The sequence below is a fragment of the Legionella tunisiensis genome (genome assembly GCF_000308315.1).
In the GTDB taxonomy this organism is placed as follows: Bacteria; Pseudomonadota; Gammaproteobacteria; order Legionellales; family Legionellaceae; genus Tatlockia; species Tatlockia tunisiensis.
Window position 1 is genome coordinate 1 of sequence record NZ_CALJ01000010.1, and the last position, 14,228, is coordinate 14,228.

Genomic DNA, 14,228 nt, shown 5'->3' on the forward strand with positions numbered 1-14,228 from the left:
TTCTCAGTATTAAATACAGTTTTTAGTAACATCAGTAAATACAATATATGGATCTGTGAATTTTTGAATTTTTTGTATGTAATTAAAATTTTCAGAAAAAATGAGCCTGCCCTTTGAATCTCTAAGATCATCTTGCTGCTTTAAAAAAGATCTATGAAATGCGATGTCTCGCCATTTTTATTTGCTACAAACCTGGCCACAAACTGCATAATTGCCTGAATATCAGAAACGGTATCAACATTAGCCTCATTATTTGCGGTTACTTTACCACCAACAAAAATCCATAAAGGATCCGCTAATAAATATTCTTTAATATTTGATTGTTTATCCTTAAAAAATTTTTTTGCTGATAAAAACTGAGAACACAACCCGTTAAATAAAGCTGTATTTGATCTTCTACCCAAGCATTACTTAAATTTAAAATAAGATGATCTTTTCCGTAACCATCTCCGTGAAAAAATTTATATGAATAATCAAATAAAATAGATTTGGCATACTGCTGAGTCAACCTATATTTAGGAGCTTTTGGTTGCTTTCCTTTAGGTGCAGTATCCTTACCGCTAGCAGCTTTAATGGCCTGACCAAAAGTAGCTGAATACTCAAATGAAAATCCATTTTCACACAATTGATTACGTTTCGTCATCCAATCAATTCCACTGGCACCACGATGACCTTCATCTACTAATACAAGATTATTTGACTCAAAAGAATCAACTGCGATGGTTTTATCGCCAGATTTATCTTTTAACTTGTGAATATCAATAATTTGTGCTGAAAATGCCATAAATAAAGCACCGCCATCCTTAACAAATAATTCAGCTTCCATATTAGAGGCATCCATCTCCTCTTTATGTTGCAGGGATAGACCTTCATTGGTTGTTAACAATATAGTGCGATTAAAATATTTGTCTTTTCCAAATTTATTACGATAATGTTGAAACTGCAAAATGTTAACATGCATTATCAGTGTCTTGCCGCCACCTGTAGCAATCCATATCGCTAGTTTGTTGAGCTCACTCTCTTTGAATGATTCAATACGATGTGGTTCAGTAAATGACCGATTAAAATTTACCAAGAAATGATTAAGTTCACTGCATAATCCAGATTTGTCTGAAAAATAACAGTTAAGATAATGTTCTGTAAATAGAATAGACAAATATTGGAAATACAGAGGATATAACATATTACCGAAAGTATTTCGCTTCTCCGTTATTTGCCTCCAATATTTAACAATATTGTCATCATATTGTCGAAGAAGCTCATTTTTTACTGTTCGTTTTTCTTCTGGAATCAAGCTCATTATTTCATATAGAAACTTACTAGAATTCTCTTCATTAAACCCAATCAAATGACGAGCAGATAAAGTTTTACCCAAGATTTCTAGATTTTCCATGCCAAATTGATGAAGTATCCAGTTTCCTAATACCAATTTATCTTCGAAACGTGCCATGCTTGATGCTCCTTAAACGTCTTTCACGTCAAACATGAGGCGTTTGAATTCAATTTCTATCATCTTAACTTTAGAATGAGGATCTTCCAGGGTGTTGTCACCATTAACATAGATATGCTGAAATTCAGTATCACGAGGATTATATCCCTGCTTATCTAGAAACTCTTCAAGCTGGGTATTATCTTTTTCTTTAACTTTGCGCCAAACAATTAAGATCGGTTCTTCTTTTTGGTTAGTTCCAATAATTATTTTAAAGCCGCGTATAAAGTCGATAGTTTTAACCTTTAAACCAATGAGATAATTGAAGGTTTCTACTAAATCAATAGTTGTGGGTATTGTTACGCCAGCACTGCTAGAAGCAATATTCAACTTATAGTTAAAAGGGTCTTCAAATTGTTCGATATTTAAAAGAGAAAGACTGCTAGAAGTTTCTATATCCATGAAATATCCAAGCATATAGTCTTCACGAAAATCATCATTTAAATCAAGAAGAGTGCGACTTTGAGCATTCTGAGATATTCTTAAATTATTAAGTGTATCTTCATATGATTCCAATCTAATATATTTAAAAAGTTGACTAACAGAGTACAACTTTCCATTAGAATCACTTTTCGGTTTAGCACCATCCCAATCTTTGGAATAAATAATTTTTTCATGCGAGGAAGGATGACATCATTAAAATGTCGCCCCATTTCAACTAATATATATTTTCTTTGTCCGTTATCCTCACGATTAAGTTCAACAACAGCATGACCAGTTGTTCCTGAACCAGCAAAATAATCAAGAACTACAGCATTTTTATGATCAGCTGTAATCAAGTTAATGCAATTCTTCACGGTATAAATGGATTTGGGGAAATCAAATTTTTTTCTCCAAGAATGTTTATAAGCAAAGAATTACCATATTTACCTGCATCGAACTGGCCCCCTGACCAAACAGTTTTCGGAACAGTTAATTCATGAGTTACAAATAAATCTAGAGAATCATCAATATCTTCAACGGCAATTCTACTCAAATTATCAACGATAGAATCCAAGCCAAAATTCCAACGCCTCTCAATCCCATGTTGATCAATAGGCCAGACTTCAATTTCTCCGGAAGAAAGATGTACATTTCTTCCGGAAGGATGAAAGTCGTCAGATGGAACTTCACCCACTCTAGTAATTTTTCTATCTTTTATGTATATCGGATAGAATGATAGTTTTCTTTCAGTCCTAAGCGAGTTTTCTCCCCATCGCCTTAATTTCCTGAGGTTTTTATTTTCTTCAAGTGTTCTTGCTATACAGTTCTTAGAATCCTCATGAGTAATAAACAAAGCATATTCATGAACTCTATTGAAATCCTTTGTAATTGAACCTTTGGGATTGTGAACTACAGTGATTTTTGAGATTCTGTAATCTATAAATTTATCTTCTAAATACTTCCCTAGATTACTTAATTCTGTATCATCTATTGCGATTGTTTTTACACCATCGCCACTTAATAAGCTTTTAGAAAATGATATTCGACTATCCATCAACGATAACCATGATGAATCCTTATACTCATTTTTGTATAGTATGGGTGTTGAAGATGTGTTGTAAGGTGGATCAATATAAATACATTTTATTCTGTGTTCATATTTATTCATTAATAATGAGAGAGCGTGAAAATTATCTGAATTTATCAGCTCACCATTTAAAGTTTCATCTATATTTTGCATTGAACTAAGTAACTTATTCTTAAATCCCTCTTCCATATATTTTGTATCAACTACTAAATGAGTATATCCTTCTGTTTTCAGAAAGATATCTAAATCCATAGTATTAAAATCCTTATCTAGCTTATCTAGCTCTATAGAAAATATATTTTTCCATTCTTCTCTTTGCCGTTGATTTCCGATAATTTCAGGAATTAAATTTCGGGGCACAAGATCCAAAGTAATACAATAGTTAGCTTCAACCACAAATTTTTTCTTTAACCAAAGCCTTTTTGGAAATCTTCAATTTGTGCTAATATCCTAATAATTTTATGGGCAATAATTCGTAAAATTTTAATTTTCCGTAGCTGTTGCTCAGTTATATGAAAAGTAGAATCATCTATATCATCTAGATGTAATACTTCATTTTTTATATAGAAATCCAATTCTCGACGTAGAAAATCACCTAAATTTTTATGAATAAAATAATCAAATGTATTGCGAGCGGTATAATCGTTAATATGTTTCTCTAATATAGTCCGGCCTTTATTTTTATCTGTTGGAGCTGGTTTTTTAATATGTGAAGCCATTCAGTAAATTCTTCGCCTTTTTGTTGGAAAATAGTTTTTACTGCATCCTCATTTAATTTCTTTTGATCTTTTTTCCTACAGGAATGTAGTTGAAATGAATAAGCAATTCACTATTTTCAATACTTAATGGAGTGTCTTCATCCAATATAAAACGTCGTTCTTCATCAGACTTTGCTTTAATGTTGTCTTTTTCTGTATCGGCTTCTATCAATTTAATTCGAAAAGGTTGGTCATTATCTTGACCATCTTTAGCTATAAAAGCATAGTCTCTAAGGTGCTCAGAGGATTTAATGTAATATTGGTCATAATTAGCCCAATAAAGTTTAACTTCCTCGCCTTCATATGGGATTGCATAGGTATTAGCTTTATAACGACGTTGAGATATAAAATCACCTTTATCATAATAACGACTAAAAAAGTTTGTAATTTTGAAAACTTCATTTTCTAATGCAATTCTATCTATACGATTGGATAATTGATTTTTTAATTCTATTACCTTTGGTGAATTTTCAGGATCGATCCCTGCTTCGATTAGAGTTTTTATAAGTTTATTTAACTCATCTTGCAGTATCGTACTGTTATCGTCTTCAAAATCAGCGAAGGCCTGATTTACTTGGGGCAACAAATCATCATAGAGGAATTTATTAATTTCATCCCGTTTTTGATTCATGATTCGATAAATACCGAAGTCTAGATCTGCTTTGTCCATCTCGAAAAATGTTCTGAAGTGTATTAATTAATTTTTTATATGATTCACTCATTTCAATAATTCCAATCTTCATTTAATATATTGTGATATTAAATAGCGTTATTTAGCCCGGTATTTACACAACTCGCCAACGAATGGTAAAAAGCTCTTCTATTTTAGTTTCTTGTTTAAGCCGTTGTTCGAGTTGTTCAATAAGTTCGTCACGCCTAGCAATAATTTCATCTTCCACATTAAAAATTTCTTGGCGTTGGCATCTTTGAAGTTTCTCTAAATCACGTAATTGCTTTTGGGCTATTTGCTGTTCTTCCATACTGTGAGCTTGGCGGGCCTCTCTTTTGAATGCTAGAATTTTAGCCTTTGTTTCTTGTAATGCTTGTTCCGCTGCCAAAATTTTATCATCCGCCCATTTTTCCAATTTTTCGCGCTCATTTTGGAAGAATCTATTATTAGTTTCCATCGCTAATGACAAGGTTGCATTAACTTGTCTTTGACTCTGAGAAGACAACACATGGAGAGGTGCATTTAATTGTTGGATGGAACTATTTAACTGTCCAGGCAGATTAAATAATTTTTGACAGGATTCACCATCTAAAATTTTAAGGTCATCGGTTATACCAGTGAATACCATGTATTGATCAGTTTGCAATGACCTTACCGTCAGTAATTTCAAGATCAACCAACCAGATTTTCCTTGTAATTGTTCGGCTATGGCAACTTTTGCATCATGCTTCTGATAATTGAAAATAACTTCATTTATTGGTGTATCAAGATTTTACCTTGCTCAATAACATACTCTCCAAGTGGATGAGTTAAACGATAGGCATGACTATGGGGACTAATTTCTCGCGTTTCACCATTGGTGCGAATAAACTCATAAGTGCCTATAGTAGTATCTTCTGATATAGATTTAGTTAATTTAAAACTGTAATTATCATGATCAAAAGTTGCATAATTTTGGAGTTGATGTTTAGTCAGTGCCCAAAACCAGCGACTTACCTTATCAAGCCTTTGCTCCGCTTGATCAAGCTTTATTTTAAAAGGTCATGAATATCTTCATCAAAATTTTCTATAAGAAGTCTTTGAGTATCTCTTAGTCTGGAATTAATATCCTCTTCGAGCTGCTTTTGTAAATCGTCAAAAGCATGGGCTATGGCCTCAGGCGTTCTACAAGTTTCATAGATAGATTGTATACGCTTCTCAAAATCTACTCCTGATTCTATACTTCCCAAGATTTCATCAGAAGCACCAAACACTCCATCGAATAATTTAAATTTTGAGTAAGCAGTTCAAGGACCCTCTGATCTGCATAGTTGCGTTGATTTAAAAAATTAATTACAACAACATCGAATTTTTGGCCATATCGGTGACAACGTCCAATACGTTGTTCTACTCTCTGTGGATTCCAAGGCAAATCATAATTGATTAATAATGAGCAAAATTGTAGGTTTACACCTTCAGCCGCAGCTTCCGTTGCGATCATTATTTTTGCATGATTTTTAAAATGATCAATTAAAGCAGTTCGCTTGTCTACCTGAGGAGATCCAATTATACGATCCGAGCCATTATATTCACTTAACCATTGTCTATATATTTTTGTTGCTTCTGGACTGTTATTACTACCACTAAATGAAACAACTTCACCATCAAAACCATTTGCCTCCCGATAGCGATAAACGTATTCTTGTGTTCTTTTAGATTCGGTGAATATTATAGCTTTATCATTCGCATTCATTGAATCCATTTGAGCAAACCCAGTTTCTAAAGCTTGTAGTAAAGCTTTAAGTTTACTATCTGATTCAATAGATTTTGCTTTTTGGATGAATTGTGCAATTTCCCGTATTTCAATTTCCAACTGCTCTACATTTATAAATGATTTATCATCTTCAGTATTATCTTCATTTTCATTCGTAAATTCCTCAAGATAATCCGTTTCTAAATCATCATCTTCGATCAAATTTACAATAAAATCTTCGTCAATATTTTGATCACGCAGCTTTTCCAAACGTCGTTTAATCGCTTCAAGTGTATTAAGTACCGCATGAGAACTTGAAGCTAAGAGTTTCCTCAAAATTAATCCCGTTAGATGACGATGTTTTTTGGGAAGTGCATAACTTTCGTCTCGTTCAAGAAAAGCAGAAACGCTATCGTAGAGTTCCTGTTCAGCATCAGATGGATGAAAGGGAGTAGTAATGGTTTTTCGTTCGGTATAATTAATGTATTCAAGTACTTGTTTTCTTAATGTTCTTTTTACGAATGAACTTAATCGATCTTTTAATTCCGGCAAATCACCATTTAAAGACATATACTGCTTACGAAATGCTTTATCATCTCCAAAAATATGTTCATCAATAATCGTTGATAAACCATATAATTCTATCAATGAGTTTTGTAACGGGGTTGCTGTAAGTAGTAGTTTTTTGCAATTATTAAAAGCCCGCTTTAATGATTGTCCTATTTTATTGTTATCGCGATGAGCATTACGTAATTTATGTGCTTCATCAATCACCACTAAATTCCATGGTACTGCAATAAGCTGTTCCTCAATCCGAGCTGCATAATTATATGAAATTATAATAATCTGCTTAAGATCAAGTGCGTTATATAATCCATTTTTTCTTAATTTTGTCCAAGTTCGAGCATCCAGTATTATTGATGGTAGATTAAATTTATCTGTTAATTCCTGAGCCCATTGACGTCTTAAAGAAGCTGGGCAAATTATAATTAATTTACGTTTCCGTTCTGCCCAGTATTGACATAAGACCAGACCCGCTTCAATAGTTTTTCCCAAACCAACTTCATCTGCAAGTACAACCCCTTTTGAAAGAGGATTATTTAAAGCAAAAAGAGCTGCCTCAATTTGATGAGGATTTAGATCTACGCTGGCATCAAACAATGATTGTGAAATTCGATCAACACTATTAGTTGAATGTTGAATACTCAATTCATGAGCATAGTATTTAGCATGGTATGACGTTATCTCATTCATTAGTACTGGTGCCTATCATTTTTTGATTCTCAATCCACATATTTAGTTCATCTCTACTTACTCGCCATGATGCACCTACTTTGAAAGCTGGCATTTTTCCATTGATAGCCAATCTATATATAGTCCTTTGATTAACTTTTAAAAAATAGCTACTTCCTTTATTGTCATTATTTCATTGTTCATGTTTATTATTGTCAAAGGAGTACAAAGGAGATCATTATGATGCATTGATTGTATATTCTCAATGATCAATCATAGGCTCAGAGAATCAATGTTTAATTAATGATCGGATTATGTTCTGATTATCTTTAAGATGATCAATATGGAGTAAAATTAAATGCAAGATTTTGGTTCATTAATTATAATGGGTCCACAAATGGACGATTTTGATAAAGGAATAGAAACAGCTTATAAACGTGTTCTTCAGTTAAATGGAGTACCATTAGATGGGTTGACGGATCATATAGTAAAAAATCATAGCAGAACAACGGGGTGGGATTGAGGAAAAACTAAGAAACATAGGCTTTCCTGTTCACCTATTAAAACTATTTTCCCTGCACAAGAAAAATGATATAAAAAATGATCAAAAAATCATATTGACCAAAGAAGAGCTTTGTAGCGCAATATTTAACGCAAATGCTTGGGGATTTACCCACTCCAAAATGCACAAGTATTTCATACCTGATGATATAAAACATACAGAAGAAGAAAAGAAGCCTTTTATAATAACGGTATTGGGCCAATCACTGATAAAAGAGCGAAGAAATTCGTTAAAAAATTCAAGAGCACTTTCGAAAAAGAAGAGTAATATCTGCACATCTATTTACAAAAGAAAATGAATGGCATCTATTGTATTTTGATTACAATGACGCTTATGTAAAGACTTATAATCATTTTAAAGGTGGGCCTCATATTCATTATACTTCCTATTTACTAACCAGCATTACAAAAGATGAAGTTTGGACGATGCTTGAGAATAGACAATTGAAAATTCAAAACGAACACTTGAAATATAATCCTCAACTCCCGTAATAAATAAGATATGTAGAAATATTTATAATACTTAAATTAAGCTGGGGACATTCTTACAACCCAATCAATAAACTCCCCTCTCGGATCATCTGTCAAACAAAGCAACCAAGAAGCAGCAACTCTCAACTCTCTAGATAAAATTAAGGCCTCCTCCGGCCCAGGACTCCGAGTTCCCTGCTCCCAATTCCCAATCCTGGCAGCCCCTAATTCTGTCCTTTCTGCCAAAACTTTAATCGTCAACTCATTCGCTTTTCTAGCCTGCGTAATCCTACTACCAATAATTTTTTCATATTCATTTAGGTTCATTTGATATCAATCAGAAATACCCCATTGACACTAAAAAGTGTCTATTTACAATGGGTTATCAACAACACATTTCGTGTTATTGATTGATACTAATTGAAATCATTTGATAATGCAAGTGCTGTTTTTAGCGGTGCTTTTAAAGGATGAAACAGAAAAATGGGATTTTTGTTTGTAAATACCGATGAATTATCTGCACTGATGGGACTGCCTTATATTCAGCAATCAGCCTATCTGCTGGGGATTCGTCCGTATATGGATCGTGAGACCTTTCTGGTAGGTGTTAAGCGTAAAATTAGCTATCAACAACTTTCTGAAGAACTCTATGTTGAACCACACCAAGGTTATGAACATTCAGGTAGTCCAAGCCGTCAACAATTGCGCCGTATTATTTATGCTCTTGAACGAGCAGGTCTTGTTGAAATTCAATCTATTGGTAAACAACTCATTTTAAAATGTCTGTTAGCCAATTCGGATTTGTCTGTTCAAAATAAACCCGACACAAACCCGACACATCAACCCAACACAAACCCGAACGATAAAAATAATATTAAATCATCAGGTTATGATAAAAAATATCGAAAACACAACACAGTAAAAAATACAAAACCCGACACACCTCATAACTCAGAAAATATGTATGTGTGTGTGCGCCAACAATTTGAAAAATTTTGGTCTCTTTATCCACAGAAGCAGGATGAAACCAGAGCGTTTCAGGTGTTTTTTAAATTACGTCCTGATGACCAATTGTTTTCTCAAATGCTTGATGCCCTTCAAGCACAAATCCAAAACCGTGAAGAAATGGAACTCGCGGGTGAGTGGGTTCCCAAGTGGAAATTTCCCGCTAACTGGCTAACCCAACAATGTTGGAACGATGAACTATTACCCCTAAGAACTCAGGAGCAAACGAATGCAAGCAATCAAACAAGTGCTCGTAAAAAATCAGCAGCAGATATCCTCGCTGAATCCTGCAAAGACGCAAGTTTCAGCTTCGACTTTGAAGACGACCCAGCCCCGGAACTCGCAAGCAACGTCATCCCATTCGGCGCAGCCACCAGTTAGCGATAAACGAATTGACACGCTCTTTGCACGCTTTAATGCAATTTATGGGTATTTATGGCTATCTGCATATAACAATGCAAAAGTACTCGATATTGCCAGACTTGAATGGTCTGAAAGCTTGCAAGAATTTGATAATCAAGTTCTGAAACTCGCTTTGGAAAAACCAAGAAAACTGAACATTTTCCGCCTTCATTACCTCTCTTTTATGAATGCTGCCTGACATAAAAAAGGGCATTCAAGCCCGTCAAGAAGCATTAAAGAAGAAAACAGAAACACATACACCTACCGATCCCAAAATTGTCCAATTCCACATCAACGAAATGAAGAAACACCTGTTTATAGACTCAAAGGAGAAAACATCATGTTGACCTTAATCCGCCGTATCGGCGAAGAAATTTACATTGATAAAGGCAGAATCAAGGTGCATCTGCTTTCTGAAAACGAGGGGCTAATCAAACTAGGTATAGAAGCTCCTAAACATGTTGATGTTGAGCGTAAAGAAGTCTTTGTCCGAAAAGCGGTTGAACAACATGCCTTGGCTCAAGAATTACGGAATAAATCGACAGAACAATCAGGAGATAATCATGCTTAGAAAATCTCTATTTTGCGGTTTTGTTTTATGTAGCATAAGTGCTCAGGCAGCTAACATAACCCAAGTCGGTCGCTATGCCACGGTCAATAATCAACCTTTGGCAGCTCAGATTAATCCATTGAAAACCGTTCAACAAATTCATTTTCCTGCATCCATACAGACTATTGGAGAAGCTGTGAATTACTGGCTTCGTTATTCGGGGTATCACCTTTCTCCAAAAGAAAAGCAAAGCGAAGGCCTACAACAAGTATTTCAACAACCTCTGCCGCAGGTTAACCGAAATTTAGGTCCTTTAACTATTACCAATGGGCTGACGGTATTAGTCGGGCAGCATCTATTCAGTCTCAAGCAGGATGACCTGTTAAGAGAAGTCAATTTTAGTCTGATAGCAAGGAGAGCACGATGAAAAAGTATTTGGATGCCAAATGGCTTAGTCTTCTTTTGTTAAATGGATTGTTGATTGTATTCGTTTGTTTAAAAAGCCAACCCTCTGTTGAGAGCAACAAATTTAATACGCTGGATCAGCGATTAACCACCATACAAAAACAACTCAATCAACCTGTGGAACAACCGGATTTATCGCCTATTACTCAAAACATAAAGCAATTGGGAGAGTTCATTCAACAAATACAAAACAAAGATGAACACCAATTAGGTGAAATGTTTACTACTGAGCAAGTTGCCATTAAGAAACAACTTGAAGGCATTACTGATTTGTTGCGTCATCTGGATGAGAAAAACAACCTGTCAAAATGCTTCCTGAAAGCCAACTGCCCTTTAAGGTCTTGAGTATAGATAGTATTCAAGAAGTTTCTGTTGCCTCTGTTTCCTACCATTATAAAACCCAAGCATTGGAAAAAGGTGATTCCTTAGCCGGATGGACTGTCTTTGAAATTGACTTTGCCAAGCAAACCATAGAATTTGAAAATGCTGACAAAGCTCATTTGCTGGTTCATCTGAATCAACAAGAGGTGAGCCATGCTTAAGTTGTCCACATTGACAATCGGTTTACTCTTGGGACAGCAGGCAATTGCTAGTTTGTATATCCCAGGTATTGTCACCCCACCTATGCAAAGTGCTGATAATGCATTGACGAAAGCAGGTCTGGCTGAATTTCATGATGAAATTATTGAAGACAAAGATTTTCAACTTAACGACTTACAAAAACAGGAAGCCAAAGCCTGGGGATTAAGTGAGGCAGAAGAAAAACGCTATCTGCAATTAATACAAAGCAGAAGTGGTATTTACTACAAAGATCTGCGTATGACACCTGTTGATATTCTTGGGCTAAATGCTAGGAATGACGCTGAACGAGCGCATTTCGCCGAACTTGCTGCCCTTCAAGAAGCCCAAAAGGTCGCGCAAAACATAGCCTGGAACAATGCCTTTTACAAAGCCTATAACCAACTGTTTAAAGATGTTCCTGTAGTAGGTGATTTTGATCCATCTCCTTACTCTCCCTATGCACATCAACCCATTCAATTAAAAGAAAGTGAAACGCTCTATTTCTTTATAAGAGCCGATGACGCTGTAACCACCATTGTACTGCAACTGGTCGATGCTATTAGCCGTACACCAAACACCAAGCTCAATCTTCTCTTTCTGGATATGGACAATAGTGCTATCCAACTTTGGGCTAACAGACATCAAATCCCTATCCATTTGGTGACCAGTCAACAAATCACCTTGAACCCAGGTAGCCAACAGTATGAGGGCTTAAAACTCGACAAGAAACAAACACCCTTGCTCTTACTGGCAAAAGGCAAAACTTCGCAAGTCGTCGATTTAGGGAGATTTTAATGATTAGGATTTTGCTCTTGCTGTTGGTCGCTTTAAATGTTCATAGCATGAATGTGATTCCTTTAACGCTGTCACAAAGTGATGCGTCATTAAGACTTAATCTGTCTAGCCCTATTGGCGTACCAGCAAAGAGCAAAGCCACTGTTGGCAAAGTAAGCCGCAAAAAATTGGATACCAATCTGTTAAACATGGCTCTATTTGTCATAGGCGCGGATAGAGAATCCATCAAATGGTTAGAACAACATCAAGAGCAATTAAAATCCATGCAAGCCACTGGGTTCATCACCAATGTGAATGACTTTGAAACCATTGTAGCTCTGCAAGAAAAGTTTAAATTGCCACTATTACCCGTCAATGTTGATCCACTGCTGAATTACATCCATGAACAGCATTACCCCTTAATCATTGCTGAGGGGGTTATATGGCAGTAAAACAATATTCCAGACAAATGACTATGCAGCTTACTTTAGTTCTTATCTTGGGCTGGTTAGCGTTGATTATCTGGGCTGTAAGTCAATGGATGCTTCATGGCTATCCATTTGCCTTTGATAAGGTCAATATCCTTGTAAATACTCAACGAGAAGCCATCACCCCTGTTTATCAAGGTTCACTATTGGCAGCCCTACCATTAGATGCTAAACCTAGCTGGACGCTGACTATTCCCCATTTAAACAAATTAGCGATTAATGAATTTGCAGCAGACTTACTCGAAAAATCGCAACAGTTTTTCCAGCTGGTTTTATTAAGCAGTCAATGTCTGTTAATCAAACTCATCATTTTATTCGCTGCCATGCCTTTGTTTGCACTGACCATGGTTGCAGGCCTGGTTGATGGTCTTAACCAAAGAGCAATACGCACTGCTTGTCTAGGCCGTGAATCCTCTTATGTATTCCACAGGCTCAATCACTATTTAAAAAAGGGACTTGTGATTTTACTCATGCTCTGGCTTGCCCTGCCTGTGAGTATCACCCCTGCTTATGTCTTTGTTCCTATCAGTTTATTGATGGGTTTAATGGTGGCCATGACGGCCAGTCGCTTTAAGAAGTATTTATAGGGAGAAATCATGAAACGATTGCTTTGTTTGACCTTAATGATGATAAGCCTGCACAGCTGGGCGAATAATCCTGATTTAAATGAAACTCTGGTGCGCATCATTAACCAGATTAACGCCATTATGCCTCTGCTTGATGAAGCCCAAACACAGATAACTCCTAATGCTCGCATCCAATTACAAATTGAAAGATTTGAAGATATCCAAGGCCAACACCATGCAGGCTTAAGAGAAGATTTACTGAATATTCGCAATGGCCTGATTGACTACATCAACCAATCCATCATTGCACCACGCAAGATCAAAGCCTTGGAAATGGACTTTGTGAGGAAACCCTAATGAGTAAAGACGAAATAGCCAGAATGTTTGCCACCACCTTTAAACAAGCAAGCAATAACATATCGGCACAAGTCTTTTCCGGCAGTATCCGCTTTATTGCCATAGCCCTGGTGATATTAGCGGTGATGTGGTCTGTCAACCACATGATGGACGCAGAGGAAAAACAACAACATGGATACTTACTGCGTCTGGGTTCTCGGCTCATCAGATTAGTGATTGGTCTGATGATCTTCATTTTAGTTTTATTTGTTAAGGAGACAACATGAAAACAATGCTTCGCTCAATCTGCCTTGGAGTAGTAAATATCTTATATGCCCCTGTGCTATTGGCAGATAACTGGTTCCCTAAAATTTCCGACGCGGACAACATCGGGGACGGCTCTAAAAGCATGATGACCGTGACAGGGAATTACGTCAAACAAGGTCTGGGTTTATTGCTCTTCATTACCGCTGTCGTGACCTTTATTAAATTCATTACCACGGTACAACACGGTATTGAAGAGTCTAAAAAGAACGAAGGATCCATGGTGGCCTTCGGTACTTTTGCCGTAATGGGCATCACCTATTTAGCCATTAGCATTGCTTCTGGTTATGTGGGTTACACCATGATTACCAAGTTCAAAATATAGGAGGTGAA

General features: G+C 35.9%; 23 protein-coding genes and 1 pseudogene. 13 read left to right on the forward strand and 11 right to left on the reverse strand.

Going from position 1 to position 14,228, the window contains the following annotated elements; genetic code table 11:
* Positions 1–295 precede the first annotated feature (295 nt).
* The 10 genes and pseudogenes from BN58_RS00625 to BN58_RS36705 all read right to left on the reverse strand — a co-directional run.
* Positions 296–1,450, reverse strand: coding sequence for a DEAD/DEAH box helicase family protein (locus BN58_RS00625; protein WP_019215184.1), 1,155 nt, complete (start codon positions 1,448–1,450; stop codon positions 296–298).
* Positions 1,451–1,462: 12 nt separating this feature from the next.
* On the reverse strand, positions 1,463–2,005 hold the full coding sequence (locus BN58_RS29410) for a hypothetical protein (RefSeq protein ID WP_019215185.1): 543 nt from the start codon (positions 2,003–2,005) through the stop codon (positions 1,463–1,465).
* On the reverse strand, positions 1,972–2,286 hold the full coding sequence (locus tag BN58_RS30375; RefSeq protein WP_019215186.1) for a DNA methyltransferase: 315 nt from the start codon (positions 2,284–2,286) through the stop codon (positions 1,972–1,974). Before BN58_RS30375 ends, BN58_RS29410 begins: the two co-directional genes overlap by 34 nt.
* Entirely contained in the window at positions 2,283–3,395 is a 1,113-nt protein-coding gene (locus tag BN58_RS27850; protein WP_051131819.1) for a DNA methyltransferase, read from the reverse strand. Before BN58_RS27850 ends, BN58_RS30375 begins: the two co-directional genes overlap by 4 nt.
* Positions 3,396–3,406: 11 nt before the next feature.
* A complete protein-coding gene (locus tag BN58_RS27855; RefSeq protein WP_019215187.1) occupies positions 3,407–3,718 on the reverse strand; it encodes a hypothetical protein in 312 nt (103 codons plus the stop codon).
* Positions 3,719–3,770: 52 nt separating this feature from the next.
* Positions 3,771–4,427: a hypothetical protein gene (locus BN58_RS27860; protein ID WP_156812286.1), complete on the reverse strand. Its 657-nt coding sequence runs from the start codon at positions 4,425–4,427 to the stop codon at positions 3,771–3,773.
* A 115-nt stretch (positions 4,428–4,542) separates the two neighbouring features.
* Complete coding sequence (locus BN58_RS31380; RefSeq protein WP_198009782.1) at positions 4,543–5,073, reverse strand: hypothetical protein; 531 nt, start codon at positions 5,071–5,073, stop codon at positions 4,543–4,545.
* Positions 5,074–5,455: 382 nt separating this feature from the next.
* Positions 5,456–5,680: a hypothetical protein gene (locus BN58_RS31385; RefSeq protein ID WP_232220224.1), complete on the reverse strand. Its 225-nt coding sequence runs from the start codon at positions 5,678–5,680 to the stop codon at positions 5,456–5,458.
* A complete protein-coding gene (locus BN58_RS31390) occupies positions 5,644–7,320 on the reverse strand; it encodes an SNF2-related protein (protein ID WP_232220225.1) in 1,677 nt (558 codons plus the stop codon). The genes BN58_RS31385 and BN58_RS31390 overlap by 37 nt, the downstream gene beginning before the upstream one ends.
* Before the next feature lie 85 nt (positions 7,321–7,405).
* Positions 7,406–7,546 (reverse strand): annotated as a pseudogene (locus BN58_RS36705) (helix-turn-helix domain-containing protein); the annotation flags it as partial.
* 231 nt (positions 7,547–7,777) lie between these two features.
* Between BN58_RS36705 and BN58_RS30380 the strand changes: the two are divergent.
* Together BN58_RS30380 and BN58_RS20815 are read left to right on the forward strand one after the other, a co-directional pair.
* Positions 7,778–7,915, forward strand: a complete 138-nt coding sequence (locus tag BN58_RS30380) for a hypothetical protein (RefSeq protein WP_232220226.1) — start codon at positions 7,778–7,780, stop codon at positions 7,913–7,915.
* A 94-nt stretch (positions 7,916–8,009) separates the two neighbouring features.
* Positions 8,010–8,252, forward strand: a complete 243-nt coding sequence (locus BN58_RS20815; RefSeq protein WP_019215191.1) for a hypothetical protein — start codon at positions 8,010–8,012, stop codon at positions 8,250–8,252.
* Positions 8,253–8,481: 229 nt separating this feature from the next.
* On the opposite strand, the gene BN58_RS00660 is transcribed toward BN58_RS20815, so the two are convergent.
* The gene (locus BN58_RS00660) at positions 8,482–8,751 is read right to left on the reverse strand and encodes a helix-turn-helix domain-containing protein (protein WP_019215193.1); all 270 of its coding nucleotides are present in this window, start codon (positions 8,749–8,751) and stop codon (positions 8,482–8,484) included.
* 156 nt (positions 8,752–8,907) lie between these two features.
* On the opposite strand from BN58_RS00660, the gene BN58_RS00665 reads away from it, so the two are divergent.
* The 11 genes from BN58_RS00665 to BN58_RS00715 all read left to right on the forward strand — a co-directional run bounded on the left by BN58_RS00665 (position 8,908) and on the right by BN58_RS00715 (position 14,220).
* Entirely contained in the window at positions 8,908–9,810 is a 903-nt protein-coding gene (locus BN58_RS00665; RefSeq protein ID WP_019215194.1) for a hypothetical protein, read from the forward strand.
* Between the two features lie 361 nt (positions 9,811–10,171).
* On the forward strand, positions 10,172–10,402 hold the full coding sequence (locus BN58_RS00675; RefSeq protein WP_019215196.1) for a carbon storage regulator: 231 nt from the start codon (positions 10,172–10,174) through the stop codon (positions 10,400–10,402).
* Positions 10,395–10,808 carry a PFGI-1 class ICE element type IV pilus protein PilL2 gene (gene pilL2 / locus BN58_RS00680; protein ID WP_019215197.1) on the forward strand — a complete coding sequence of 138 codons (414 nt, stop codon included), beginning with the start codon at positions 10,395–10,397 and terminating at the stop codon, positions 10,806–10,808. Before BN58_RS00675 ends, pilL2 begins: the two co-directional genes overlap by 8 nt.
* A complete protein-coding gene (locus BN58_RS20825; RefSeq protein ID WP_232220227.1) occupies positions 10,805–11,191 on the forward strand; it encodes a hypothetical protein in 387 nt (128 codons plus the stop codon). Before pilL2 ends, BN58_RS20825 begins: the two co-directional genes overlap by 4 nt.
* The gene (locus BN58_RS32260) at positions 11,188–11,388 is read left to right on the forward strand and encodes a hypothetical protein (protein ID WP_232220228.1); all 201 of its coding nucleotides are present in this window, start codon (positions 11,188–11,190) and stop codon (positions 11,386–11,388) included. The genes BN58_RS20825 and BN58_RS32260 overlap by 4 nt, the downstream gene beginning before the upstream one ends.
* Positions 11,381–12,202, forward strand: a complete 822-nt coding sequence (locus BN58_RS00690; RefSeq protein WP_019215198.1) for a TIGR03759 family integrating conjugative element protein — start codon at positions 11,381–11,383, stop codon at positions 12,200–12,202. Before BN58_RS32260 ends, BN58_RS00690 begins: the two co-directional genes overlap by 8 nt.
* Entirely contained in the window at positions 12,202–12,633 is a 432-nt protein-coding gene (locus BN58_RS00695; RefSeq protein WP_019215199.1) for an integrating conjugative element protein, read from the forward strand. The genes BN58_RS00690 and BN58_RS00695 overlap by 1 nt, the downstream gene beginning before the upstream one ends.
* The gene (locus BN58_RS00700) at positions 12,624–13,256 is read left to right on the forward strand and encodes a TIGR03747 family integrating conjugative element membrane protein (RefSeq protein ID WP_019215200.1); all 633 of its coding nucleotides are present in this window, start codon (positions 12,624–12,626) and stop codon (positions 13,254–13,256) included. Before BN58_RS00695 ends, BN58_RS00700 begins: the two co-directional genes overlap by 10 nt.
* A 9-nt stretch (positions 13,257–13,265) precedes the next feature.
* Entirely contained in the window at positions 13,266–13,592 is a 327-nt protein-coding gene (locus BN58_RS00705; RefSeq protein WP_019215201.1) for an RAQPRD family integrative conjugative element protein, read from the forward strand.
* Entirely contained in the window at positions 13,592–13,858 is a 267-nt protein-coding gene (locus BN58_RS00710) for a hypothetical protein (protein ID WP_010652870.1), read from the forward strand. Before BN58_RS00705 ends, BN58_RS00710 begins: the two co-directional genes overlap by 1 nt.
* Positions 13,855–14,220, forward strand: a complete 366-nt coding sequence (locus BN58_RS00715; protein WP_010652869.1) for a hypothetical protein — start codon at positions 13,855–13,857, stop codon at positions 14,218–14,220. Before BN58_RS00710 ends, BN58_RS00715 begins: the two co-directional genes overlap by 4 nt.
* Positions 14,221–14,228: the final 8 nt, after the last annotated feature.

What these genes read in the sequence shown, in the direction of transcription:
- BN58_RS00625 (WP_019215184.1), bottom strand. Translation starts at nt 1,450, where the DNA reads ATGGCACGTTTCGAAGATAAATTGGTATTAGGAAACTGGATACTTCAT.
- BN58_RS27855 (WP_019215187.1), bottom strand. Translation starts at nt 3,718, where the DNA reads ATGGCTTCACATATTAAAAAACCAGCTCCAACAGATAAAAATAAAGGC.
- BN58_RS27860 (WP_156812286.1), bottom strand. Translation starts at nt 4,427, where the DNA reads ATGGACAAAGCAGATCTAGACTTCGGTATTTATCGAATCATGAATCAA.
- BN58_RS30380 (WP_232220226.1), top strand. Translation starts at nt 7,778, where the DNA reads ATGGGTCCACAAATGGACGATTTTGATAAAGGAATAGAAACAGCTTAT.
- BN58_RS00660 (WP_019215193.1), bottom strand. Translation starts at nt 8,751, where the DNA reads ATGAACCTAAATGAATATGAAAAAATTATTGGTAGTAGGATTACGCAG.
- BN58_RS00665 (WP_019215194.1), top strand. Translation starts at nt 8,908, where the DNA reads ATGGGATTTTTGTTTGTAAATACCGATGAATTATCTGCACTGATGGGA.
- BN58_RS00675 (WP_019215196.1), top strand. Translation starts at nt 10,172, where the DNA reads ATGTTGACCTTAATCCGCCGTATCGGCGAAGAAATTTACATTGATAAA.
- pilL2 (WP_019215197.1), top strand. Translation starts at nt 10,395, where the DNA reads ATGCTTAGAAAATCTCTATTTTGCGGTTTTGTTTTATGTAGCATAAGT.
- BN58_RS20825 (WP_232220227.1), top strand. Translation starts at nt 10,805, where the DNA reads ATGAAAAAGTATTTGGATGCCAAATGGCTTAGTCTTCTTTTGTTAAAT.
- BN58_RS00690 (WP_019215198.1), top strand. Translation starts at nt 11,381, where the DNA reads ATGCTTAAGTTGTCCACATTGACAATCGGTTTACTCTTGGGACAGCAG.
- BN58_RS00695 (WP_019215199.1), top strand. Translation starts at nt 12,202, where the DNA reads ATGATTAGGATTTTGCTCTTGCTGTTGGTCGCTTTAAATGTTCATAGC.
- BN58_RS00700 (WP_019215200.1), top strand. Translation starts at nt 12,624, where the DNA reads ATGGCAGTAAAACAATATTCCAGACAAATGACTATGCAGCTTACTTTA.
- BN58_RS00705 (WP_019215201.1), top strand. Translation starts at nt 13,266, where the DNA reads ATGAAACGATTGCTTTGTTTGACCTTAATGATGATAAGCCTGCACAGC.
- BN58_RS00710 (WP_010652870.1), top strand. Translation starts at nt 13,592, where the DNA reads ATGAGTAAAGACGAAATAGCCAGAATGTTTGCCACCACCTTTAAACAA.
- BN58_RS00715 (WP_010652869.1), top strand. Translation starts at nt 13,855, where the DNA reads ATGAAAACAATGCTTCGCTCAATCTGCCTTGGAGTAGTAAATATCTTA.